This is a genomic window from Pseudomonas sp. FeN3W (assembly GCA_030263805.2).
Classification (GTDB): domain Bacteria; phylum Pseudomonadota; class Gammaproteobacteria; order Pseudomonadales; family Pseudomonadaceae; genus Stutzerimonas; species Stutzerimonas stutzeri_G.
The window spans coordinates 3,485,990-3,508,455 of record CP136010.1 but is presented as its reverse complement, the minus strand read 5'-3'; the positions used below and the strand labels follow the sequence as shown (position 1 = coordinate 3,508,455).

At 64.1% G+C, this 22,466-nt stretch carries 22 protein-coding genes; 7 read left to right on the top strand and 15 right to left on the bottom strand.

Annotated elements, in window-relative coordinates:
• Positions 1-4: 4 nt before the first annotated feature.
• A complete protein-coding gene (locus P5704_016490) occupies positions 5-847 on the top strand; it encodes an HlyC/CorC family transporter (GenBank protein ID WOF77637.1) in 843 nt (280 codons plus the stop codon).
• 120 nt (positions 848-967) lie between these two features.
• Complete coding sequence (lnt, locus tag P5704_016485) at positions 968-2,476, top strand: apolipoprotein N-acyltransferase (protein WOF77636.1); 1,509 nt, start codon at positions 968-970, stop codon at positions 2,474-2,476.
• 823 nt (positions 2,477-3,299) lie between these two features.
• On the opposite strand, the gene P5704_016480 is transcribed toward lnt, so the two are convergent.
• Both P5704_016480 and P5704_016475 read right to left on the bottom strand, forming a co-directional pair.
• Positions 3,300-4,073: a YdcF family protein gene (locus P5704_016480; protein WOF77635.1), complete on the bottom strand. Its 774-nt coding sequence runs from the start codon at positions 4,071-4,073 to the stop codon at positions 3,300-3,302.
• Between the two features lie 60 nt (positions 4,074-4,133).
• Positions 4,134-4,589, bottom strand: a complete 456-nt coding sequence (locus tag P5704_016475) for a hypothetical protein (protein ID WOF77634.1) — start codon at positions 4,587-4,589, stop codon at positions 4,134-4,136.
• 260 nt (positions 4,590-4,849) lie between these two features.
• Here P5704_016475 and leuS point away from each other — a divergent pair, with 260 nt between their 5' ends.
• From leuS to P5704_016450, 5 genes are all read left to right on the top strand, one after another.
• A complete protein-coding gene (gene leuS, locus P5704_016470) occupies positions 4,850-7,456 on the top strand; it encodes a leucine--tRNA ligase (GenBank protein WOF77633.1) in 2,607 nt (868 codons plus the stop codon).
• A gap of 43 nt (positions 7,457-7,499) precedes the next feature.
• Positions 7,500-8,105, top strand: coding sequence for an LPS assembly lipoprotein LptE (gene lptE, locus P5704_016465; GenBank protein ID WOF77632.1), 606 nt, complete (start codon positions 7,500-7,502; stop codon positions 8,103-8,105).
• A gap of 37 nt (positions 8,106-8,142) precedes the next feature.
• A complete protein-coding gene (gene holA / locus P5704_016460) occupies positions 8,143-9,171 on the top strand; it encodes a DNA polymerase III subunit delta (GenBank protein WOF77631.1) in 1,029 nt (342 codons plus the stop codon).
• A 104-nt stretch (positions 9,172-9,275) separates the two neighbouring features.
• Entirely contained in the window at positions 9,276-9,434 is a 159-nt protein-coding gene (arfA, locus tag P5704_016455; GenBank protein ID WOF77630.1) for an alternative ribosome rescue factor ArfA, read from the top strand.
• A 62-nt stretch (positions 9,435-9,496) separates the two neighbouring features.
• A complete protein-coding gene (locus P5704_016450) occupies positions 9,497-10,795 on the top strand; it encodes a lytic murein transglycosylase (protein WOF77629.1) in 1,299 nt (432 codons plus the stop codon).
• A gap of 69 nt (positions 10,796-10,864) precedes the next feature.
• Here the strand turns inward: P5704_016450 and P5704_016445 are convergent, their stop codons facing one another.
• From P5704_016445 to P5704_016385, 13 genes are all read right to left on the bottom strand, one after another.
• The gene (locus P5704_016445) at positions 10,865-11,209 is read right to left on the bottom strand and encodes a hypothetical protein (GenBank protein WOF77628.1); all 345 of its coding nucleotides are present in this window, start codon (positions 11,207-11,209) and stop codon (positions 10,865-10,867) included.
• Positions 11,210-11,420: 211 nt separating this feature from the next.
• Positions 11,421-12,398, bottom strand: a complete 978-nt coding sequence (lipA, locus tag P5704_016440; GenBank protein ID WOF77627.1) for a lipoyl synthase — start codon at positions 12,396-12,398, stop codon at positions 11,421-11,423.
• A complete protein-coding gene (lipB, locus tag P5704_016435) occupies positions 12,391-13,047 on the bottom strand; it encodes a lipoyl(octanoyl) transferase LipB (GenBank protein WOF77626.1) in 657 nt (218 codons plus the stop codon). Before lipB ends, lipA begins: the two co-directional genes overlap by 8 nt.
• The gene (locus P5704_016430; protein ID WOF77625.1) at positions 13,044-13,325 is read right to left on the bottom strand and encodes a DUF493 domain-containing protein; all 282 of its coding nucleotides are present in this window, start codon (positions 13,323-13,325) and stop codon (positions 13,044-13,046) included. The genes lipB and P5704_016430 overlap by 4 nt, the downstream gene beginning before the upstream one ends.
• 66 nt (positions 13,326-13,391) lie before the next feature.
• The gene (locus P5704_016425; GenBank protein WOF77624.1) at positions 13,392-14,549 is read right to left on the bottom strand and encodes a D-alanyl-D-alanine carboxypeptidase family protein; all 1,158 of its coding nucleotides are present in this window, start codon (positions 14,547-14,549) and stop codon (positions 13,392-13,394) included.
• Positions 14,550-14,596: 47 nt separating this feature from the next.
• On the bottom strand, positions 14,597-15,589 hold the full coding sequence (locus P5704_016420; protein WOF77623.1) for a septal ring lytic transglycosylase RlpA family protein: 993 nt from the start codon (positions 15,587-15,589) through the stop codon (positions 14,597-14,599).
• Positions 15,586-16,563 (bottom strand): lytic murein transglycosylase B, encoded by a 978-nt coding sequence (gene mltB / locus P5704_016415; protein WOF81262.1) that lies wholly within the window; start codon positions 16,561-16,563, stop codon positions 15,586-15,588. The genes P5704_016420 and mltB overlap by 4 nt, the downstream gene beginning before the upstream one ends.
• 47 nt (positions 16,564-16,610) lie before the next feature.
• Positions 16,611-17,714, bottom strand: coding sequence for a rod shape-determining protein RodA (gene rodA / locus P5704_016410; protein WOF81261.1), 1,104 nt, complete (start codon positions 17,712-17,714; stop codon positions 16,611-16,613).
• Between the two features lie 38 nt (positions 17,715-17,752).
• Entirely contained in the window at positions 17,753-19,642 is a 1,890-nt protein-coding gene (gene mrdA / locus P5704_016405; GenBank protein ID WOF77622.1) for a penicillin-binding protein 2, read from the bottom strand.
• Between the two features lie 18 nt (positions 19,643-19,660).
• Positions 19,661-20,128: a 23S rRNA (pseudouridine(1915)-N(3))-methyltransferase RlmH gene (rlmH, locus tag P5704_016400; protein WOF77621.1), complete on the bottom strand. Its 468-nt coding sequence runs from the start codon at positions 20,126-20,128 to the stop codon at positions 19,661-19,663.
• Positions 20,129-20,131: 3 nt separating this feature from the next.
• Positions 20,132-20,491, bottom strand: coding sequence for a ribosome silencing factor (gene rsfS, locus P5704_016395; protein WOF77620.1), 360 nt, complete (start codon positions 20,489-20,491; stop codon positions 20,132-20,134).
• Between the two features lie 15 nt (positions 20,492-20,506).
• Entirely contained in the window at positions 20,507-21,166 is a 660-nt protein-coding gene (gene nadD, locus P5704_016390) for a nicotinate-nucleotide adenylyltransferase (GenBank protein ID WOF77619.1), read from the bottom strand.
• On the bottom strand, positions 21,166-22,431 hold the full coding sequence (locus P5704_016385; GenBank protein WOF77618.1) for a glutamate-5-semialdehyde dehydrogenase: 1,266 nt from the start codon (positions 22,429-22,431) through the stop codon (positions 21,166-21,168). Before P5704_016385 ends, nadD begins: the two co-directional genes overlap by 1 nt.
• Between the last annotated feature and the right edge of the window lie 35 nt (positions 22,432-22,466).

Sequence of the window (22,466 nt, the reverse complement as noted above, 5' to 3'; positions counted from 1 at the left end):
CGACATGAGCGAAGATCGATCGATCAGCGGGCAGAAGACCTGGCTGGAAAAAATCACCCAGGCTTTTGCCCATGAGCCCAAGAATCGCCAGGAGCTGCTGGAAATCCTGCGCGAAGCCCACCAGAACAAGCTGCTCGACAGCGAGGCACTGGCCATCGTCGAAGGTGCCATCCAGGTCGCCGACCTGCAGGTACGCGACATCATGGTGCCACGCTCGCAGGTGATCAGCATCAAGGCCGACCAGTCGCCACGCGAATTCCTGCCCGCCATCATCGCCGCCGCACACTCGCGCTATCCGGTCGTCGGTGAAAGCCTCGACGAAGTGATCGGCGTGCTGCTGGCCAAAGACCTGCTGCCGCTGATCCTCAAGGACGAACAGCACAGTTTCGACATCAAGGATCTGCTGCGCCCGGCCACCTTCGTGCCGGAGTCCAAGCGCCTCAACGTGCTGCTGCGCGAGTTCCGCGCCAACCACAACCACATGGCCATCGTCATCGACGAGTACGGCGGCGTGGCCGGCCTGGTGACCATCGAAGACGTGCTGGAGCAGATCGTCGGCGACATCGAAGACGAGCATGACGTCGAGGAAGACAGCTACATCCGCCCGCTGCCCAGCGGCGATTTTCTGGTCAAGGCGCTTACCCCGATCGACAGCTTCAACGAATACTTCGGCAGCGCTTTTCCCGACGACGAATTCGATACCGTCGCCGGCCTGGTGATGAGCACCTTCGGTCACCTGCCCAAGCGTAACGAAGTGACCGAGATCGACGGCTTCCGCGTGCGCGTACTCAACGCCGACAGCCGCCGCGTGCATATGCTGCGTCTGAGCCGTACCGCGGACGCGTAAGCCGGCACGAGCCCCGCCGCGCAGCCGGGCCTGCGCGGACGCTCTTCCGCCGGCCGGGCTTGCCTGGCCATCTTCGTTGCCCTTAGCCTCCCTTCCCGCACCGCTGCGCAAGGAACTTCCATGCACTGGATCACCCGTCCCGGATGGCCGGGCAACCTGCTGGCACTGGTCGCCGGCACACTGACCACGCTGGCGCTGGCGCCTTTCGACATCTGGCCGCTGGCGCTGCTCTCGGTGGCGCTGTTGTACCTCGGCCTGCGCGAAACCGCAGCGAAGCAAGCGGCGCAACGCGGCTGGTGCTACGGCTTCGGGCTGTTCGCCTCGGGCGTCAGCTGGGTCTACGTCAGCATCCATGACTTCGGCGCGGCCTCGCCGGCGCTGGCCGGATTGCTCACCCTGGGCTTCGTCGCCGGCCTGGCGCTGTTCTTCGCCCTGCTCGGCTGGCTCTGGGTGCGCCTGCTGCGCAATCGCCATTCCGCACTTGGCGATGCGCTGGCGTTCGCCGCACTCTGGCTGGCGCTCGACGCCCTGCGCGGCTGGATCCTCACCGGTTTTCCCTGGCTGTATATCGGCTACAGCCAGCTGGATGGCCCGCTGGCCGGACTGGCTCCGCTCGGCGGGGTCTGGTTGCTGAGCTTTGCCGTCGCACTGAGCGCCACCCTGCTCGCGGCGATCCCGCGACTGCTTGCCGATAAAGCACGCCTGGCCGCCGTCATCGTGCTGCTGCTCACCCCCTGGCTTGCGGGCCTGGCGCTCAAGGACCATGCCTGGACGGCCAGCAAGGGCCAACCGCTGACCGTCGCCGCAGTGCAGGGCAACGTCGCACAAAGCATGAAGTGGGACCCGAAGAAACTCGAGATGCAGCTGCTGCTGTATCGCGACATGACCTTCGGCAGCCGCCCGGCAGACCTGATCGTCTGGCCGGAAACCGCCGTGCCGATCCTCAAGGATCACGCCGAAGGCTATCTGCAGATGATGGCCGGCTTCGCCAAGCAGCGCGATGCGGCACTGATCACCGGCGTACCGGTACGCCAGCCCAACGCGGAGGGCGAACTGCGCTACTACAACGGGCTGACCACCGCCGGCGACGGCAGCGGCACCTACCTCAAGCAGAAACTGGTGCCGTTCGGCGAGTACGTACCGCTGCAGGATCTGCTGCGCGGCTTGATCGCCTTCTTCGACCTGCCGATGTCCGACTTCGCCCGCGGCGAATCCGGCCAGCCGCTGTTGCAGGCGAAGGACCTGCAGATCGCGCCGTATATCTGCTACGAAGTGGTCTACCCGGAGTTCGCCGCAGGGCTCGCGGCGCAGAGCGATCTGCTGCTGACGGTAAGCAACGATGCCTGGTTCGGTCGTTCCATCGGTCCGCTGCAACACCTGCAGATGGCGCAGATGCGCGCTCTGGAAGCCGGGCGCTGGATGATCCGCGCGACGAATAACGGCATCACCGTGCTGATCGACCCTTATGGGCGCATCACCGAGCAGATTCCGCAGTTCGAACAGGCCGTGCTGTATGGCGACGTCACTCCGATGCGGGGCCTGACGCCCTACCTGCGCTGGCGCTCGTGGCCGCTGATCGCGATCTGCACCCTGCTGCTCGGCTGGGCGCTGGCCAGACGCAAGGCGTAGGTTGGGTTGAGCTGCGCAGCAGCGAAGCCCAACATTGCAGTGCCGAGCCCGGCAGAGAGCCCCCACGACGCAACGAATCCGTCACCCATGGCCTCGCCCGTTGGGCTTCGCGGAGCTCAACCCAACCTACGGCCAGGAAGCGCATCCCGGCGCCCTCGCTCCGTAGGTTGGGTTGAGCTGCCCAGCAGCGAAGCCCAACATTGCAGGGCCGAGCCCGGCAGAGAGCCCCCACGACACAACGAATCCGTCGCCTGTGGTCTCGTCCGTTGGGCTTCGCGGAGCTCAACCCAACCTACGGCCAGGAAGCACATCCCGATGCCCTCGCTCCGTAGGTTGGGTTGAGCTGCGCAGCAGCGAAGCCCAACATTGCAGCGCCGAGCCCGGCAGAGAGGACACGACGCAACGAATCCGTCGCCCATAGCCTCCCCCGTTGGGCTTCGCGGAGCTCAACCCAACCTACGGCCAGGACTCGCATCCCGGCGGCCTCGCTCCGTAGGTTGGGTTGAGCTGCGCAGCAGCGAAGCCCAACATTGCAGGGCCGAGCCCGGCAGAGAGGCTCCACGACGCAACGAATCCGTCGCCCATGGCCTCTCCCGTTGGGCTTCGCGGAGCTCAACCCAACCTACGGCCAGGACACGCATCCCGGCGGCCTCGCTCCGTAGGTTGGGTTGAGCTGCGCAGCAGCGAAGCCCAACATTGCAATGCCGAGCCCGGCAGAGAGACCCCACGACGCAACGAATCCGTCACCCATGGCCTCTCCCGTTGGGCTTCGCGGAGCTCAACCCAACCTACGGCCAGGAAGCGCACTCGGCGCACCATCCCCTCACTCGCCCTCCGCGCCGTAGACGAGCGGGTACACCAGCATACCGACGACTTCGTTGAGCAAAATGCCGTTCTGCCAGAAGGCCTTGGCCTCCGGCAACCAGCCATTCAACGGCCGACCATTGGGCACGCCCATGAAGCCCACCGGCGCAGCGATCACCTCGATCCCGTTCTGCTCGAAGCACCAGCGCGAGCGCGGCATGTGCGAGGCGGATGTCACCAGCACCACGCGCTCGATGCCCGCCGCCCGCAGCATCTCGGCGCTAAAAAGGGCGTTCTCCCAGGTCGTGCGGCTGCGCTCTTCGAGCCAGCGCGTGGCGACGCCAAAGTCGCGCTGCAGCACCTCCACGCCGAGCAGGGCCTCGCTAGGCGGCTGACCATAGTGCAGGCCGCCGCTGGTGAGAATCGGCAAGCCGGAGGCCTTGGCCAAGCGCGCGGCATAGCGTAGGCGTTCGAGAGCGACATAACTCGGCTGATCGCCGCCCCATGCCGGATCACTCTGCTCGCGCCCGGCCCCCAGCACCACGATGGCGCCGGCCTCTTCACCCAACTGCACCCACTGCGTCTCGACCAGCGCCGGCTCGCGCTCGACCAGCCGCGCCGTCCATTCGGCGACGACCGGCAAGCTCATCAGCCAAAGCCCAACCAGCCCCGTGACGAAGCACAACGCCGCCAGTTTCGGCGCGCGCCGGCGCAGCCACCATCCGAGCAGCAGCAGGAGCAGCAGCACGCCCGGCGGCAAAAGCAGCTGCTTGAAGAAATAGCGAATCGGCATCCGACCTCCGCGGCAAAGGCAGACACTTTAGCCGCCGCCAGAGGATTTGTCGGCCACCGCTCAATGCCGCGGATAGGTGTGCAGGCGCTGCCGGGCGCGCAGCAGCTGTGACCCGCAGACGTGGCAGGCTGCGGGGCCGGCGCCTTCCGGCCAGCTCACTTCGGCGTTGCATAGTGCGCAACTCAGCGTCTGTTGCAACGCCAGCGGCGCGTGGCGACCACCATGCGCACCGTGCCGTTGTCGACTACCGCCGCGCACAGCCGGGCGCAGCGCCTGACGCGACAGATGAGCCTGCTCCTCGGCCGCGGCATGCCAGCCGGAAAGCCATTGGGAATCACGCTGCAGATACGCACGGATCAGCTCGAATTCCGCCGGCGTCAGGCCGCGCACTTCCAGCTCGCCAGCAGCATCCGCATCACCGGACGTAGCACGTTCGGCCTCTTGCAGAGCCGAGCTCAACCGCTGCAACACCCTAGCATAAAGACTGCCGTCCTCAGATCGTGGCTCTCGGTCCATCAACCTCACCTCACATTCGTCCCGCCCCTGGATCAAGCGTAGCTCAGCCTGAGGCGCTCAAGACGCGTACGACGGACGGAGCCCTGGAGCGACGGCAAATGGGGTTTCCCTAGGCCGCGGGGGGTCATGTATGCTACGGCGCTTCCATGCCTCCGCCCGCAACCCGCCGGGTCGCGTTAGCGCCAGGTCCGCCGGACCTGCCAACGTGCCCGCGACAGCGCATTCGCGGAGAGCCAGCCCCCATCCCAACGCCAGTAGCCATGCACGAACAGTATCAGCCCCGCGAAATCGAAGCCGCCGCGCAATCCCATTGGGACGCGCAGAAATCCTTTGAAGTGAGCGAACAGCCCGGCAAGGACACCTTCTATTGCCTGTCGATGTTCCCCTACCCCAGCGGCAAGCTGCACATGGGTCACGTGCGCAACTACACCATCGGCGACGTGATCGCGCGCTACCAGCGCATGCAGGGCAAGAACGTCCTGCAACCCATGGGCTGGGACGCGTTCGGCATGCCGGCGGAAAACGCCGCGATGAAGAACCAGGTGGCGCCGGCGAAGTGGACCTACGAAAACATCGCCTACATGAAGGCTCAGCTGAAAAGCCTGGGTCTGGCAGTCGACTGGACCCGTGAAGTCACCACCTGCAAGCCGGACTACTATCGCTGGGAGCAGTGGCTGTTCACCCGCCTGTACGAAAAAGGCGTGATCTATCGCAAGAACGGCACCGTCAACTGGGACCCGGTCGACCAGACCGTGCTGGCCAACGAGCAGGTCATCGACGGCCGTGGCTGGCGTTCCGGCGCGCTGATCGAGAAGCGCGAAATCCCGATGTACTACTTCAAGATCACCGCCTACGCCGATGAGCTGCTGGAGAGCCTGGACGAACTGGATGGTTGGCCGGAACAGGTCAAGACCATGCAGCGCAACTGGATCGGTAAGTCGCGCGGCATGGAGATCAGCTTCCCCTACGACGTGGCCAGCATCGGCAGCGAAGGCGTGATGAAAGTCTTCACCACCCGCCCCGATACGCTGATGGGTGCGACCTACGTGGCCGTTGCAGCGGAACATCCGCTGGCCACTCTCGCCGCACAGAACAACCCCGAGCTGCAGACCTTTATCGACGAATGCAAGCGTGGCGGCGTCGCCGAAGCCGACATCGCGACCCAGGAGAAGAAAGGCCTGGCCACTTCCCTGCGCGTGCAGCATCCGCTGACTGGCGAGTTGCTGCCGGTGTGGGTCGCCAACTACGTGCTGATGAACTACGGCGAAGGTGCGGTCATGGCCGTCCCGGCGCACGACGAGCGCGACTTCGAATTCGCCAGCAAGTACGGCCTGCCGATCAAGCCGGTGGTACGCACCAGCGCCGGCGACCAGACCCCGGCGCCCTGGCAGGACGCCTACGGCGAGCACGGCGAGCTGATCAATTCGGGCATCTTCGACGGCCTCGACTTCGACGGCGCGTTCGATGCCATCGAAGTGGCGCTGCAGAAGAAAGGCCTCGGCCAGGCACGCACCCAGTTCCGCCTGCGCGACTGGGGCATCAGCCGCCAGCGTTACTGGGGTTGTCCGATCCCGATCATCCATTGCGAGAGCTGCGGCGACGTCCCGGTCCCCGAAGACCAATTGCCGGTCGTACTGCCGGAAGACGTGGTGCCGGACGGTGCCGGCAGCCCGCTGGCGCGCATGCCGGAGTTCTACGAATGCAGCTGCCCGAAGTGCGGCGCGCCGGCCAAGCGTGAAACCGACACCATGGACACCTTCGTCGAGTCGTCCTGGTATTTCGCCCGCTACGCCAGCCCGAACTACGACAAGGGCATGGTCGATCCGGCCGCGGCCAACCACTGGCTGCCGGTGGATCAGTACATCGGCGGCATCGAGCACGCCATTCTGCACCTGCTCTACGCACGCTTCTTCCACAAGCTGATGCGGGACGAAGGGCTGGTCAGCTCCAACGAGCCGTTCAAGAACCTGCTGACCCAGGGCATGGTCGTCGCCGAGACCTACTACCGCACCCTGGAAAACGGCGGCAAGGACTGGTTCAACCCGGCCGACGTCGTCGTCGAGCGTGATGCCAAGGCCAAGGTCATCGGCGCGAAACTGGCCAGCGATGGCCTGCCGGTGGAAATCGGTGGCACCGAGAAGATGTCCAAGTCGAAGAACAACGGCGTCGACCCGCAAGCGATGATCGATGCCTACGGCGCCGACACCTGCCGCCTGTTCATGATGTTCGCCTCGCCGCCGGACATGAGCCTGGAGTGGTCCGACTCCGGCGTCGAGGGCGCAAGCCGCTTCCTGCGGCGCGTCTGGCGCCTGGCCCATGCACATGTCAGCGCCGGCGTCGCAGGTACGCTGGATACCGCCAGCCTGAGCGACGAACAGAAGGCCGTACGCCGCGCCATCCATCTCGCCATCAAGCAGGCCAGTGTCGATGTCGGCCAGCACCACAAATTCAACACCGCCATCGCCCAGGTGATGACGCTGATGAACGTGCTGGAGAAAACCGCGACCGCCAGCGAGCAGGACCGCGCGCTGTTGCAGGAGGGCCTGGAAACGGTCGCCCTGCTGCTCGCACCGATTACCCCGCACATCTCTCACGAGCTCTGGCAGCAACTCGGCAAACAGGGCGCGGTCATTGACGCGCAATGGCCGAAGGTCGACGAGTCGGCCCTGGTGCAGGACAGCCTGACTCTGGTGGTGCAGGTCAACGGCAAGCTGCGCGGGCAGATCGAAGTGCCGGCTGCGGCCACACGCGAGGAAGTCGAGGCCGCTGCCCGTGGCAATGAGAACGTACTGCGCTTCACCGAGGGCCTGACGATCCGCAAGGTCATCGTGGTGCCGGGCAAGCTGGTCAATATCGTCGCTAACTGATTCGGCCCCGGCGCATGCGCCGGGCCTGCAAGGGGATAACAAGATGAACAAACGGAATCTGGTGGTGCTGAGCCTGACACTGCTGCTGAGCGCCTGCGGCTTCCAGCTGCGCGGCACTGGCGATGTCGAGTTCGGCCTCAAGGAAATCGATCTGCAAGCCCGCAACAGCTACGGCGAAACGGTTCAGCAGCTCGAAGACCTGCTCGAAAGCAACGGCGTGCGGGTTTACCCAGGCGCCAAGTACAGCCTGAACCTCGCCCGCGAACAGACCCGCCAGCGCACCGCCAGTTACACCAGCTCGGCACGCAGCGCCGAGTATGAGCTGACCAGCATCCTCGATTACGAATTCCGCGGCCCGCAGAACCTGCTGCTGCTCGAGGACAGCATCGAAGTACAGAAGGTCTACGTGCACGACAGCAACAACCTGATCGGCTCGTCCCAGGAAGGCGATCAGCTGCGCCAGGAAATGCGCCGTGAGCTGCTGCAGCAGCTGACCCTGCGCATCCAGCGCATCACCCCGACGCAGCTCGACCGCCTGCAGCAGGAAGCCGAAGCCAAGGCCCGCGCCGAGGCTGAAGCCATGGAAGCTGCCCGTCGTGCCCAGGACGCGCAGCCGCAACAGTCGCCCATCCAGCTGCCCATCCAGTAACAGGTAACGGGGGCCTCAAGGCTCCCGACTTCGCACCATGAAGCTTTCTCCCGCTCAGCTCGGCAAACATCTGCAAGGCCCGCTGGCGCCCGTTTACGTCGTCTGTGGCGACGAGCACCTGCTGTGCCAGGAAGCTTGCGATGCGATCCGCGCGGCGACCCGCGCGCAGGGCTTCAGCGAGCGTCAGGTGTTTCACGTGGAGAGCGGCTTCGACTGGAGCCAGCTGATCGAGGCGGGCGCGAGTCTTTCGCTGTTCGCCGAGAAGCGCCTGCTCGAACTGCGCATCCCCAACGGCAAGCCCGGTGACAAGGGTGCCGCGGCGCTGCTGGAATATCTGGCCCGCCCCGCCGAGGACACGGTGCTGCTGGTCAGCCTGCCCAAGCTCGACGGCAGCACCCAGAAGACCAAGTGGGCCAAGGCGCTGATCGATGGCAAGGACGTGCAGTTCCTGCAGATCTGGCCGGTGGATGCCGCGCAGCTGCCGCAGTGGATACGTCAACGCCTGGCCCAGGCGGGACTGTCTGCGGATCAGGAAGCCGTCGAACTGATCAGCGCCCGAGTCGAAGGCAATCTATTGGCCGCGGCACAGGAAATCGAAAAGCTCAAGCTGCTGGCCGAAGCCGGGCAGGTCACCGCGGAAACCGTCCAGGCCGCAGTGGCTGATAGCGCCCGTTACGATGTCTTCGGCCTGATCGACGCAGCCCTGCACGGCCAGGCCGCCCATGCGCTGCACATGCTGGAGGGCCTGCGTGGCGAAGGCGTCGAGGCGCCAGTGATCCTCTGGGCGCTGGCCCGCGAACTGCGATTGCTGGCCAATATCGCGCAGCAATATGCCCAGGGCACTCCGCTCGACCGCGCTTTCAGCCAGGCCCGCCCGCCAGTCTGGGACAAGCGTCGCCCACTGGTTTCCAAGGCCCTGCAACGGCATAACACGACCGGCTGGAACCAGTTACTGAGAGATGCGCAACGCATCGACGAGCAGATCAAGGGCCAGGCCGCCGGGGATCCCTGGATCGGGCTGGCGGACATCTGCCTGCAGCTGAGTGGCCGCCGGATCGGCGCCTGACACGGGATCGGGGGAGAGCGAGATCACGCCGCAGGGCACTGGACATTTTTTGTACAAGGCCTATGATTCTCCCGCCCGTTCCCGGGCCTCCTTGAGGGAATCGAATGAGCACACGCAAGAAAAGGCCGAACAAGGCCAAGCACCTGGTTGCGCAACCCCTGTTCCGCCTCCGCCAGGAAGCGCCGAAAAAAGGCAAAGGCAGCTACCGCCGTGAAGCCTCCCAGTCCATCAACTGGGAGGCTTCGGTCCTTCTGGCAGCCTGAAAACCCAACACCGCCAAAGCGTGATAATGTCTGCGGCCGACGACACGTTTCGAGAGCGGTGCATGTATCACACCTTCGTTCCCGTTCTGCTGCTACGTACCCTGGTTGCCGCTTCGGCGATGAGCCTGGTCGTTGCCTGTGCAGCCGAACCCCTCGCGCAGTCCACTCTGGTCAGCAACGCCTCCCCCACCGCCAACCAGGCCAGCGACGCCACCGTCGCCGATGTCCGTTCGGAAGCCACCCACCTGAGCTTCAGCCAGTGGCGCGAGCAATTTCGCGCTGAAGCCCTTGCGGCCGGCATTTCCGCCGCGACCTTCGACCAGGCCTTCGCCGGCGTCCAGCCCGATCCAGCAGTGATCGAAGCGGACCGTAGCCAACCCGAATTCACCCGGCCCGTCTGGCAGTATCTGGAAGGTGCCATTTCGCCGCAGCGCGTGCGCAGCGGCCGCCGCTTGCTGAGCGAGCACGCCGCCACGCTGGATCAGATCGAGGCTCGCTACGGCGTCGATCGCGAAACCCTGGTCGCCGTCTGGGGTTTGGAAAGCAGCTTTGGCCAGATCATGGGCGACAAGTCGGTGATCCGTTCCCTCGCAACGCTCGCCCACGAGGGCCGCCGCCCAGCATTCGCCAAGAGCCAGCTGATCGCAGCACTGGAAATCCTCCAGCACGGCGACGTTGCGCCACAGCGCATGCGCGGTTCCTGGGCCGGTGCCATGGGGCAGACGCAGTTCATTCCAACCACCTACAACACCCATGCCGTGGATTTCGATGGCGACGGCAAACGCGATATCTGGAACAGCTCGGCCGACGCCCTTGCCTCCGCCGCGCATTACCTCCAGGCGTCAGGCTGGAAACAGGGTAAAGCCTGGGGCTTCGAGGTAGAGCTACCCGAAGGGTTCGACTACGCCTTGGCCGACACCGAGATTCGCAAACCGCTGGCCGAATGGCGCCGCCTCGGCCTGCGCGGCCTGCCCAGCGGCCAGGAAGAAGCCAGCGCCAGCCTGCTGCTGCCTGCCGGACACCGTGGCCCGGCATTCCTCATCATGGACAATTTCCGCGCCATCCTGCGCTACAACAACTCCTCGGCATATGCCCTGGCGATCGGCCTGCTGGCAGAGAACTTCCAGGGCAAGGGTCAGGTTGCGGGGAGCTGGCCACGCGGCGAACAGCCACTTAGCCGTTCCGAGCGCCTTGAACTGCAGGAGCGTCTCGTCGCCCAGGGCTTCGACCCGGGCACCCCGGACGGCATCATCGGTGCCAATACCCGCAAGGCTATCCGCGGCTTCCAGCAACGCCTGGGCTGGCCGGCCGATGGCCATCCCACCCAGGAGTTGCTCGGGCGACTGCGCGCTCACAACTGATCAGTTAGGGATCGCGCCATACAAAAGCCCCGGCAGAACCGGGGCTTTGTTCATCCCTGCAAACAGAGCTCAGTGCTTGATGGCGACTTCGTAGAGGTAGTCCGGCAGCGGATCAATGATTACCTGCTGCCCCTGATAGTGGGCCTTCACCGCCTCGCGGGCGACGACGCCATGCGGCACGCGCTGATCGCCACCAAGGCGCTGGCGTGCGCGGTAGTCGATCACGCAGCCGTCGGTCTCGACCCAGAAGTGCGGTGAAACCACCTTACCGTCCAGTTCGACCTGCCCCAACATCGCTCGGTATGGAATGTGCTGCTTGGCCAGCCGCGTCACCACCAGGCGGCTCATCGCGTCGCACTCGACCTTCGCGGCATCCAGATCGTCAAGCAAGTCCTTCAATTGGGGTTCGTTCATCTGCAGTGGCCCTCGGTTGGCCTCATGGTGAAAACGAACGCCACTATAGACCAAAGTCTAATGCGGCGTAATGCCGCAATTTTCCCGCCAACCGCTTGGCAGTTCCCGCGCCATACACTTTTGCAGCGCGCATGCTGGACGGAAAAGAAAAAACCGCGCAGACAGCCTGGACTGTCTGCGCGGTTTTCAAGGCCGCCACAACGTTACGGCTTCAGTCCTGCTTGGCCCCGTGCGCCTGCTGATCGGCGTGGTACGACGAACGCACCAGCGGGCCCGAGGCGATGTTCTTGAAGCCCATCTTCATCCCCTCTTCGGCAAACCAGGCGAAGGTGTCGGGATGAACGAAGCGCTGCACCGGGAGGTGGTTACGCGAAGGCTGCAGATACTGACCGAGGGTCAGCATGTCGATATCGTGCTCGCGCATGCGCTGCATGACCTCGATGACCTCCTCGTCGGTCTCGCCGAGGCCGAGCATCAGTCCCGACTTGGTCGGCACGCCCGGTACGCGCTGCTTGAACTTCTCCAGCAGATCCAGCGACCACTCGAAATCCGATCCCGGTCGCGACGACTTGTACAGGCGCGGCACGGTTTCCAAATTGTGGTTGAACACATCCGGCGGCTCGCTAGCGGTGATATCCAGGGCAATATCCATGCGCCCACGGTAGTCGGGCACCAGGGTTTCCAACTGAATCGACGGCGACAACTTGCGAATCTCGCGCAGGCAATCGGCAAAGTGCTGGGCACCACCGTCGCGCAGATCGTCGCGATCCACCGAGGTGATGACCACGTACTTCAGGCGCATGTCGGCGATGGCCTGGGCCAGGTTCTTCGGCTCATCCGGATCCAGCGCATTCGGCCGGCCGTGGCCGACGTCGCAGAACGGGCAGCGCCGGGTGCAGATGTCGCCCATGATCATGAAGGTCGCGGTGCCGCTGGAGAAGCACTCGCCCAGGTTGGGGCAGGAGGCTTCCTCGCAGACGCTGTGCAGCTTGTGTTTGCGCAGGGTCTGCTTGATCTGGTCGACCTCGGGGGAAACCGGGATGCGCACGCGAATCCAGTCCGGCTTCTTCGGCAGCTCATCGGTGGGGATGATCTTCACCGGAATCCGCGCGACCTTCTCGGCACCGCGCAGTTTGACGCCAGCCTCTACCTTGGCCGGGCGCTTGCCTACCGTTTCTACACTACTCATATGCTTCGATTCCGCCCGCGAGGGTCTTCTGTTGCGCGTATCCGAGCTGCCGGACCAGATGATCACGCAGTCGATCGGCCACTTCAGAGATGTCGATCGGCCCGATCAGGTCACGCAGCTGGGTCATGGGCAGCCCTGCATAACCGCAGGGGTTGATGCGCCGGAAAGGTTCGAGATCCATGTCCACGTTCAGCGCCAGGCCGTGGAAGGAACGGCCATTGCGAATGCGCAGGCCCAGAGAGGCGATCTTCGCGCCATTGACGTAAACGCCCGGCGCATCCGGTTTGGCAGCCGCCTCGATGCCATAGCCGGCGAGCAGATCGATCAGGCTCTGCTCGATACGATTCACCAGCTCGCGCACACCGATACCGAGTCGACGCACATCGAGCAACAGATAACCAACCAGCTGGCCGGGCCCGTGATAGGTCACCTGACCGCCTCGATCCACCTGTACTACCGGAATCTCGCCAGGGAACAGCAGATGCTCGGCCTTGCCGGCCTGGCCCTGGGTGAACACGGGCGGATGTTGTAGCAGCCAGATTTCGTCGCCACTGTCTGCATCGCGCGTATTGGTGAAGTGCTGCATGGCCTGCCAGGCAGTCCGATACTCGATCTGGCCGAGCTCACGCACGCCCACTTCGGTCATCACAGCACCATGTGAACACGGCCAGTGGCGCGCAGGTCGACGTGAATGGCCTGCAATTGCTCGACGCCGGTGGCGGTAATCAACACCTGCAGCGAAAGGAAGCGCCCGTTGCGGCTGTCGCGGGTGACGACGGTGGTTTCGTCGAAGTCCGGCGCGTGGCGCTGGATGACTTCGATCACCGCCTCACGGAAGCCTTCGCCAGCGTCGCCGATCACCTTGATCGGGTAACGCTCGCAGGGGAAGTCAATCTTGGGTGCAGCGACATCTTGGTTATCGGTCATGGCGTAACGGACTCGTGATCCGCACGTGCGCCGCGGCGGGATCAGCCGCGGTGCACTCGCGCGTGGTCAGTTGAACAGGCTGTAGAAGAAGAGACGAATGCTATCCCAAAACCGGCGGAACAGCCCACCCTCTTCGATGGTTTCCAGCGCAACCAGGTCGGTGCTGCGAACCACCTTGTCCTCCAGCTTGACCTCGACCTTGCCGATGACATCGCCCTGCTGGATCGGCGCGGTGAGCGTGCCGTTGAAGCTCATGACCGCTTGCAGTTTCTCTACCTGGCCACGCGGCAAGGTCATGGTCAGATCCTGCGCCAGGCCCGCCTTGAGCTTGTCCTGCTGGCCCTTCCAGACCTGCGCCTGAGCCAGCTCGGTGCCCTTCTGGTAGAAGGTACGGGTCTCGAAGAAGCGGAAGCCATAGGTCAGCAGCTTCTGGGTTTCCGCCGCGCGGGCCTGCTCGCTGTCGGTACCGAATACCACCGAGATCAGGCGCATGTTGTCTCGCACCGCAGAGGCCACCAGGCAGTAGCCGGCCTCTTCGGTATGACCGGTTTTCAGGCCGTCGACGGTCTTGTCGCGCCACAGCAGCAGGTTGCGGTTGGGCTGCTTGATGTTGTTCCAGAAGAACTCTTTCTGCGCGTAGATCGCGTAGTGCGCCGGGTCTTCGTAAATGATCGCGCGGGCCAGCTTGGCCATGTCGTTGGCCGAGGAGTAATGATCCGGGTCCGGCAGGCCGGTGGCGTTCATGAAATGGCTGTTGGTCATGCCCAGGCGCTGAGCCGTGCTGTTCATCAGATCGGCAAAGGCCTCTTCGCTGCCGGCGATGTGCTCGGCCATGGCGACACTGGCGTCGTTGCCCGACTGAATGATGATGCCATGCAGCAAGTCGTCGACCGATACCTGAGTGTTGACCTGGATGAACATCCGCGAACCGCCGGTACGCCAGGCCTTTTCGCTCACCGTAACCATGTCGCTGTCGCTGATCTGGCCCTTCTGGATCTCCAGGGTGGCGATGTAAGCGGTCATCAGCTTGGTCAGGCTCGCCGGTGGCAGGCGCTCGTCACCGTTGTGCTCGACCAGTACCTCGCCACTGGCCGCGTCCATCAGCATGTAGGACTTGGCCGCCAGTTGCGGGGCGGAAGGTACGATCTGCGCTGCCCAGACGGCCGGGGTGACCGTCAGCACTGCCAGGACTATGAAGCGTTGCACGAGGCTGGTGATGTTCATCCGAATCTCAAGTTAGTCAGGTAAAACGAAGGCAAGGTTTGCAGTGGTCAGTCGGCGGCAACGCGCCGCGGCTGTCCGAGGTTGGCCAGGCGTACGCTCTCTTCGAGCTGCATGGCCTCATCCGGCGTGTCGATGGGGCCAAGCCGCACGCGGTGCAGGGTCTGCTGGTTGTGTACCACCGAGCTGATGAACACCGGGGCAGAGACCACGCCACTCAGCTTGTCCTTGAGCAGCTGCGCTGCATCCGGATTGGCGAAGGCGCCAACCTGGAGAAACAGGCCAGAGGCTGCGGGCGAAGCGTTTTTTTTTGCATCGACTTCCAGCGGCACCGTGGCCGCGGCGTGCTGCTGGGGTGGTGGCGTGTACTGCTCGATCGGCTGCGCGATGTTGCTGGCCGGCTTGCTCGCAACCATCTCCGGCTGCGCCATCATCGTCGGCACCGGTCGGCCCTGGTCGGCCCACCATTGCTGCGGGTCGATACCTTCGACCTTCACCCGCGCCGTACCGCTCTCGGCATAGCCGAGCTTCTTCGCCGCGGCGAAAGACAGATCGATGATCCGATCGGAGTAGAACGGACCACGGTCATTCACGCGCAATATCACGGTGCGTCCGTTATCCAGATTGGTGACCTTGACGTAGGTAGGCAGGGGCAGCGTCTTGTGCGCCGCACTCATGCCGTAAAGGTCGTATTTCTCGCCATTGGCGGTGGGCTGGCCGTGAAACTTGGTGCCATACCAGGATGCCGTCCCAGTAGCCGAATAACGCCGACCATCGCTGATGGGAAAGTAAGTCTTGCCCAGCACCGTGTAGGGGTTGGCCTTGTAGCGGCCGTAATGTGGCATCGGCGTGGCATCAGGGATCTGTGAAACGTCGACGTCCCACCAGGGCGCGCCGTCCTTGTGCGGACGGTTGTAATCACCCGGGCCACTGATGCCGGAGCTCCTGCTCGGCGCACTGCTCGGTGCCGGCGTCGAAGAGCAGCTCGCCAGCAGGGCCCCTGCGACACCCAGCGCGACCAGCTTTGTCCAGATCCCGGTCATTGTTCGCCTCGCGCTTCAGCCAGCAGCTGGGACAACTGATGCACGGCCATGGCATACATCACGCTGCGGTTGTAGCGGGTGATGACATAGAAATTCGGCAAGCCCAGCCAGTACTCATCGCCCTCTGCACCATCCAGGCGGAAAGCGGTAATGGCCGTATCGTCGGCCACCGACTTGTCGAACTGCCAGCCCAGGCTACGCATCTCGCCGGCGTTCTTCTGCGATTCCAGGCCGACGGTCAGCCCTTCCTCATAGCGCTCGCCGCCGACCTTGGCCCGAGCCACGACGGGCTCGCCTTCCACCCAGCCATGTTGCTTGAAGTAGCTGGCAGCACTGCCGATGGCGTCGGTCGGGTTGTTCCAGATATCGATGTGGCCGTCGCCGTCGAAATCCACCGCGTAGGCGCGGAAGCTGCTCGGCATGAACTGCGGCAGCCCCATCGCGCCAGCGTAGGAGCCCTTGAGTGTAAGCGGATCGACCTGCTCCTCACGGGTCAGCAGCAGGAATTCCTTGAGCTGCTGACGGAAAAAAGGCTGCCGCGGAGGGTAATCGAAACCCAGCGTCGACAGCGCATCGATCACCCGGTGGCTGCCGGTGTTGCGGCCGTAGAAGGTTTCCACACCGATGATCGCGACGATGATCTCCGCCGGCACACCGTATTCAGTTTCTGCGCGACTCAGCGCGGCCTCGTTCTCCCGCCAGAAATCGACGCCCTGGGCGATGCGCGAGTCGGTGAGGAAGATTGGCCGGTATTCCTTCCACGGCTTGACCCGCTCTGCAGGACGCGAAATGGCATCGAGAATCGCCTGCTTGCGCTCAGCCTGCTTGAACAGATCACGTAGTTGTTCGCCGACAAAGCCGTAGTCGCGGGTCATCTCCGCGATGAACTCGTCCACGTTGGGGCCGGTGTAATCGGCCGCCTGCAGCGGCAGGCTTCCCAGCACGGCGCCAGCCAAAGCCACGCCTCCAAGCATCCGTGCCATCCAGCCACGCCGTAATGAAGTCAACAAATTCACTCTCGTCAAACCTGTGCGATCCACTTGCGATGGGTGTGGATCGACATCAAAACCCCGAACCCTGACAGCAGGGTCACCAATGAAGTTCCGCCATAACTGATGAAGGGCAATGGCACCCCCACCACCGGCAGCAGCCCACTGACCATACCGATATTGACGAAAACGTAAACAAAGAAGGTCATCGTCAACGCACCGGCCAGCAGTTTTCCGAACAGCGTTTGCGCCTGTACGGTGATGACCAGCCCGCGGGTGATCAGCAGACCATACACCAGCAGCAGCAGACAGACCCCGACCAGACCGAACTCTTCAGCGAGCACGGCGATGATAAAGTCCGTGTGGCTTTCCGGCAAAAAATCCAGGTGCGACTGCGTGCCAGCCAGCCAACCCTTGCCGAACACCCCACCCGAACCGATTGCCGCCTTCGACTGGATGATGTTCCAGCCGGTGCCCAGCGGATCGCTTTCCGGATCGAGGAAGGTCAGCACCCGCTGCTTCTGGTAGTTGTGCAGCACGAAGTACCACATCGCCACGGCGATGGGCACGATCGCCGTGACCGCACCGATGATCCAGCGCCAACGCAGGCCACCGATGAACAGGACGAACGCACCGGAGGCGAGAATCAGCAGCGATGTACCCAGGTCCGGCTGTTTGAGGATGAGCACGAAGGGCACCAGGATCAGCGCCAAACTGATCGCGGTGTGCTTGATGCTCGGCGGCAGGCTGCGCGAGGACAGATACCAGGCGATGGTCATCGGCATGATGATCTTCATGAACTCCGATGGCTGGAAACGGATCACCCCCGGAATATTGATCCAGCGGGTGGCGCCCATCGCCGTATGGCCGACCACCTCGACCGCCACCAGCAACGCGACCACGCCGAGATAGCCCAACGGGACCCAGCGTGCCATGAAGCGCGGCTCGAGCTGCGCGATCACCAGCATCGCTCCCAGGCCGAGGCCGAAAGACGTCGCCTGCTTGATGAGCAGATCCCAGTTCTTGCCGCTGGCCGAATAGAGGATGAACAGGCTGCCCGCCGCCAGCGCCAACAGCAGCACCAGCAGCAACCCGTCTATATGCATGCGTTGCAACAGGCTGGCGCGTCGCCGCAGCACGTCTTCGCGCGACAGGTTTCGGTCGAAATTGCCGCTCATGGTTTCTTCCCTTCGGCGGTCAACGGCGGCGCGAACTCGGGCTTGAGCACGCCCTCCTCGTTCAGCAGCCAGGCATCCATGACCTGCTTGGCCACAGGCGCGGCGACGCCCGAGCCGGATTCGCCGTTCTCGACCATCACGGCTACGGCGATCTGCGGGTCATGCACCGGCGCGAAGGCGACAAACAATGCATGGTCGCGATGGCGCTCGGCCAGCTTGGCGCTGTCGTACTTCTCACCCTGGCGGATCGCCACCACCTGGGCGGTACCGCTCTTGCCGGCAATGCGATATGCCGCGCTGTCGCCGACCTTTCTTGCCGTACCCCGCGTGCCATGCAGAACCTGCTCCATGCCATGGGTCGCGTAGTCCCAGAAGCGCGGATCGCGCAGCTGGATGTCCGGCACCGGCTCCGGATCCACCGGCGCTTCACTGCCGACACGGCGTGCCAGGTGCGGCCTGATCCACTTGCCGCGGGTCGCTACCAGCGCCGTGGCCTGGGCCAGCTGCAGCGGCGTGGCCTGCATGTAACCCTGACCGATACCGAGAATCACCGTCTCGCCGGGATACCAGGGCTGGCGATAGCGCGCCCGCTTCCAGTCGCGCGACGGCATCAGGCCTGCCGTTTCCTCGTGCATGTCCAGGGAAACACGCTGCCCCAGGCCGAAACGGGTCATGTATTCGTGCATGCGATCGACGCCCAGCTTGTGGGCCATGTCGTAGAAGTAAGTGTCGTTGGAGCGGGCGATGGCCAGGTCCAGATCCACCCAGCCGTCGCCGTTGCGGTTCCAGTTGCGGTATTTGTGTTTCACGTTCGGCAGCTGAAAAAAGCCCGGATCGAACACGCGACTGCTCGGTGTGATCACACCGGCATCGAGCCCGGCAACGGCCATCATCGGCTTGATGGTCGAGCCGGGCGGATAAAGGCCGCGCAGCACGCGGTTGAACAGGGGACGATCGATGGAGTCGCGCAGTTCGCCGTAATCCTTGAAGCTGATGCCGGTGACGAACAGGTTGGGGTTGAAGCTTGGCTGACTGACCATCGCCACCACCTCGCCGGTGCTCGGCAGCAGCGCGACGATGGCGCCGCGACGCCCACCGAGAGCCTCCTCCGCAGCCTCCTGCAGATCGAGATCGAGTGACAGCGTGATGTCCTTGCCCGGTATCGGATCGGTGCGTTTGAGCACGCGCAACACCCTGCCGCGGGCATTGGTTTCGACCTCTTCGTAGCCGACCTGGCCGTGCAGCTCGTCCTCGTAGAACTTCTCGATACCGGTCTTGCCGACATGGTGCGTGCCGCTGTAATTGACCGGGTCGAGCTGCTTGAGCTCCTGCTCGTTGATTCGCCCGACATAGCCCACAGAGTGCGCGAAATGCGGACCCTGCGGGTAATGCCGGACCAGCTGCGCCGCCACCTCGACGCCAGGCAGGCGGAACTGATTCACGGCGATGCGGGCAATCTGTTCCTCGGACAGCTCATACATGATTGGTACCGGCTCGAACGGCCGGCGCCCCTGCAGTACGCGCTTCTCGAACAGCCCGCGCTCTTCCTCGCTGAGCTCCAGCACCTCGACCACCGCATCGAGCACGGCCTTCCAGTCGCCGGCGCGCTCACGGGTGACGGTCAGGCTGAAACTGGGACGGTTGTCGGCGATGACCCGGCCCTGGCGGTCGAAGATCAAGCCGCGATTGGGCGGAATCGGCTGCACGTGAACGCGGTTGTTCTCCGACAGCGTCGAATGGTGCTCGAACTGCACCACCTGCAGGTAATACATCCGCGATACCAGCACGCCAATCAGCAGCAGCACGACAGCAAGGCCCACGATGACGCGCCGGCGCACCAGCACGGCGTCCTTCTCGTGGTCCTTGAGTTGAATCGGTTGCGGCATCTTGAAGGGGTTCGCGGACTACTTGTGATAGGGATGACCGGACAGCAGCGTCCAGGCGCGGTAGATCTGTTCGCCGATCAGGATTCGCACCAGCGGGTGTGGCAGGGTCAGCGGCGACAGTGACCAGCGCTGCTCGCTGCGTGCGCAAACCTCAGGTGCCAGCCCTTCCGGACCACCGACCATGAGATTGACGTTGCGCGCATCCAGGCGCCAGCGCTCCAGCTCCGCCGCCAGCTGCTCGGTGCTCCACGGCTTGCCGTGCACCTCGAGCGTGACGATGCGCTCGCCCGGCTGAACCTTGCCCAGCATGGCCTCGCCTTCCTGACGAATCAACCGCGCCACGTCGGCGTTCTTGCCGCGGGTGTTGAGCGCGATCTCATGCAGCTCCAGCGGTAGCTCGGACGGCAGGCGCTTGGCATATTCCTGCCAGCCATCCTCGACCCAGCGTGGCATTTTCGAGCCGACCGCGATCAGCTTGATACGCACGGCTTATTCCGAGTCGTGAGCGTGCTGCGCGCGGCTTTGCTCGGCGCCCTGCCAGAGACGCTCCAGATCGTAGAACTGGCGGGTCGGCACCTGCATCACGTGGACGACCACATCACCCAGGTCGAGCAACGCCCACTCACCGCCTTCCAGACCTTCGCTGCCGAGCGGGCGAACGCCCTGCTCCTTGACCTGCTCCAGCACGTTTTCGACGAGCGACTTGACGTGCCGGCTGGAGCTGCCGCTGGCGATGATCATGTAATCGGTGACGCTGGTCTTGCCGCGAACATCGATGGTGGTGATGTCCTGGCCTTTCAGATCTTCCAGGGCGGCGACCGCCAGCTGGACCAAAGCTTCAGTTTGCATAACGTGAAAACAACCTCAGTTCGACGCCCGGTACAGTCCGTGCGCGTTGATATAAGCCAGTACGGCGTCGGGAACCAGGAATCGGACCGACTTGCCGCTGGCCAGCAATTGGCGAATCTGCGTGGCTGACACTTCCAACGGTGTCTGCCAGACGAAGGCGATCTGCCCGCTGCCCCCACTAATCGCCTGGGGGGCGGATACGCTGCGCGCGGCAAGCAGATCGCGCAGCGCTTGCGGCGCCTCGCTGCCGGCATCCGGGCGCTGCAGGACGAGGATATGGCAGTAGTCGAGCAGCTCTTCCCAGCGATGCCAGGTAGGCAGGCCACAGAAGGCATCCCAGCCCACCACCAGCAACAACTGGTCGTTCTCACTCAGCTCGGCGCGCAGAGAAATCAGCGTGTCGATGGTGTAGGACGGTTTTTCCCGCTCCAGCTCGCGAGCGTCCACACACAGTGGCGGCAGGTCCTGCACCGCCAGGCGAACCATTGCCAGGCGATCCTGCGCCGAGCAATTGGGCGTATCACGATGCGGCGGGCGCGCGTTGGGTATCAGCCGCAGCTCGTCGAGATCGAACATCTCGGCCACTTCCAGCGCCCCGCGCAAGTGACCGATGTGTACCGGGTCGAATGTGCCGCCAAGAATACCGATGCGCCGGGCGCCGCTGCCTTGGCTCATCAGGTACGGACGTGGCCGTCGCCGAACACCACGTACTTCTCGCTGGTCAGCCCTTCCAGACCGACCGGACCGCGCGCGTGCAGCTTGTCGGTGGAGATGCCGATCTCCGCACCCAGGCCGTACTCGAAGCCATCGGCGAAACGCGTCGAGGCGTTGACCATCACCGAAGCGGAATCCACCTCGGTGAGGAAACGCCGGGCATCGGTGAAGTTCTCGGTGACGATCGCGTCGGTGTGTTGCGAGCCGTAGCGATTGATGTGTTCGATGGCGGCATCCAGCGAATCGACGATGCGGATCGACAGGATCGGCGCGTTGTATTCGGTGGACCAGTCTTCTTCGCTGGCTTCCAGCACTTCGCTGCCGAGCAGCGCGCAGGTGCGCGGGCAGCCGCGCAGCTCGACACCCTTCTCGCGATAGATGGCCGCCAGCGGTGGCAGCACCCGCTCGGCGATGCCCTGGTGAACCAGCAGCGTCTCCATGGTGTTGCACGGTGCGAAGCGCTGCGTCTTGGCGTTGTCGGCGACGCGAACGGCCTTGTCCACGTCCGCCGCGACGTCGATGTAGACGTGGCAGATGCCATCCAGGTGCTTGATCACCGGCACCCGGGCGTCGCGACTGATGCGTTCGATCAGACCCTTGCCGCCGCGCGGTACGATCACGTCGACGTATTCCGGCATGCTGATCAGCGCGCCGACCGCGGCGCGGTCGGTAGTCTCCACGACCTGCACCGCCGCTGCCGGCAGTCCGGCTTCGGCCAGGCCAAGCTGAATGCAGCGGGCAATGGCCTGATTGGAATGGATCGCCTCGGAACCACCGCGCAGGATGGTCGCATTACCCGACTTCAGGCACAGGCTGGCGGCGTCGATGGTCACGTTGGGCCGCGACTCGTAGATGATCCCGACCACCCCCAGCGGCACGCGCATCTTGCCGACCTGAATCCCCGAGGGCAGGTAGCGCATGTCGCGAATCTCGCCGATCGGGTCCGGCAGCGCGGCGACCTGGCGCAGCCCTTCGATCATTCCGTCGATCACCTTGGGCGTCAGCGCCAGACGATCGAGCATCGCCGCGTCCAGACCGTTGGCGCGGCCGCCGGCGAGGTCCCGCTCGTTGGCACTGACCAACTCGTCGCGAGCCTCATCGAGCGCGGCGGCGGCGGCCTGCAGAGCACGGTTTTTCTGCGCCGTGCTGGCGCGCGCAAGCACTCGCGAGGCCTCGCGCGCGGCGCGGCCCAGGCGGTTCATGTAATCGAGTACGGACTCGGTCATGGATCTAGCTGGCCTGACTGAAGGGAAAGCGGCTG

Excerpts from the sequence above, each read along its gene's own strand:
- P5704_016490 (WOF77637.1), top strand. The coding sequence starts at position 5 with ATGAGCGAAGATCGATCGATCAGCGGGCAGAAGACCTGGCTGGAAAAA.
- lnt (WOF77636.1), top strand. The coding sequence starts at position 968 with ATGCACTGGATCACCCGTCCCGGATGGCCGGGCAACCTGCTGGCACTG.
- P5704_016480 (WOF77635.1), bottom strand. The coding sequence starts at position 4,073 with ATGCCGATTCGCTATTTCTTCAAGCAGCTGCTTTTGCCGCCGGGCGTG.
- P5704_016475 (WOF77634.1), bottom strand. The coding sequence starts at position 4,589 with ATGGACCGAGAGCCACGATCTGAGGACGGCAGTCTTTATGCTAGGGTG.
- leuS (WOF77633.1), top strand. The coding sequence starts at position 4,850 with ATGCACGAACAGTATCAGCCCCGCGAAATCGAAGCCGCCGCGCAATCC.
- lptE (WOF77632.1), top strand. The coding sequence starts at position 7,500 with ATGAACAAACGGAATCTGGTGGTGCTGAGCCTGACACTGCTGCTGAGC.
- holA (WOF77631.1), top strand. The coding sequence starts at position 8,143 with ATGAAGCTTTCTCCCGCTCAGCTCGGCAAACATCTGCAAGGCCCGCTG.
- arfA (WOF77630.1), top strand. The coding sequence starts at position 9,276 with ATGAGCACACGCAAGAAAAGGCCGAACAAGGCCAAGCACCTGGTTGCG.
- P5704_016450 (WOF77629.1), top strand. The coding sequence starts at position 9,497 with ATGTATCACACCTTCGTTCCCGTTCTGCTGCTACGTACCCTGGTTGCC.
- P5704_016445 (WOF77628.1), bottom strand. The coding sequence starts at position 11,209 with ATGAACGAACCCCAATTGAAGGACTTGCTTGACGATCTGGATGCCGCG.
- lipA (WOF77627.1), bottom strand. The coding sequence starts at position 12,398 with ATGAGTAGTGTAGAAACGGTAGGCAAGCGCCCGGCCAAGGTAGAGGCT.
- P5704_016430 (WOF77625.1), bottom strand. The coding sequence starts at position 13,325 with ATGACCGATAACCAAGATGTCGCTGCACCCAAGATTGACTTCCCCTGC.
- P5704_016425 (WOF77624.1), bottom strand. The coding sequence starts at position 14,549 with ATGAACATCACCAGCCTCGTGCAACGCTTCATAGTCCTGGCAGTGCTG.
- P5704_016420 (WOF77623.1), bottom strand. The coding sequence starts at position 15,589 with ATGACCGGGATCTGGACAAAGCTGGTCGCGCTGGGTGTCGCAGGGGCC.
- mltB (WOF81262.1), bottom strand. The coding sequence starts at position 16,563 with ATGCTTGGAGGCGTGGCTTTGGCTGGCGCCGTGCTGGGAAGCCTGCCG.
- mrdA (WOF77622.1), bottom strand. The coding sequence starts at position 19,642 with ATGCCGCAACCGATTCAACTCAAGGACCACGAGAAGGACGCCGTGCTG.
- rsfS (WOF77620.1), bottom strand. The coding sequence starts at position 20,491 with ATGCAAACTGAAGCTTTGGTCCAGCTGGCGGTCGCCGCCCTGGAAGAT.
- nadD (WOF77619.1), bottom strand. The coding sequence starts at position 21,166 with ATGAGCCAAGGCAGCGGCGCCCGGCGCATCGGTATTCTTGGCGGCACA.
- P5704_016385 (WOF77618.1), bottom strand. The coding sequence starts at position 22,431 with ATGACCGAGTCCGTACTCGATTACATGAACCGCCTGGGCCGCGCCGCG.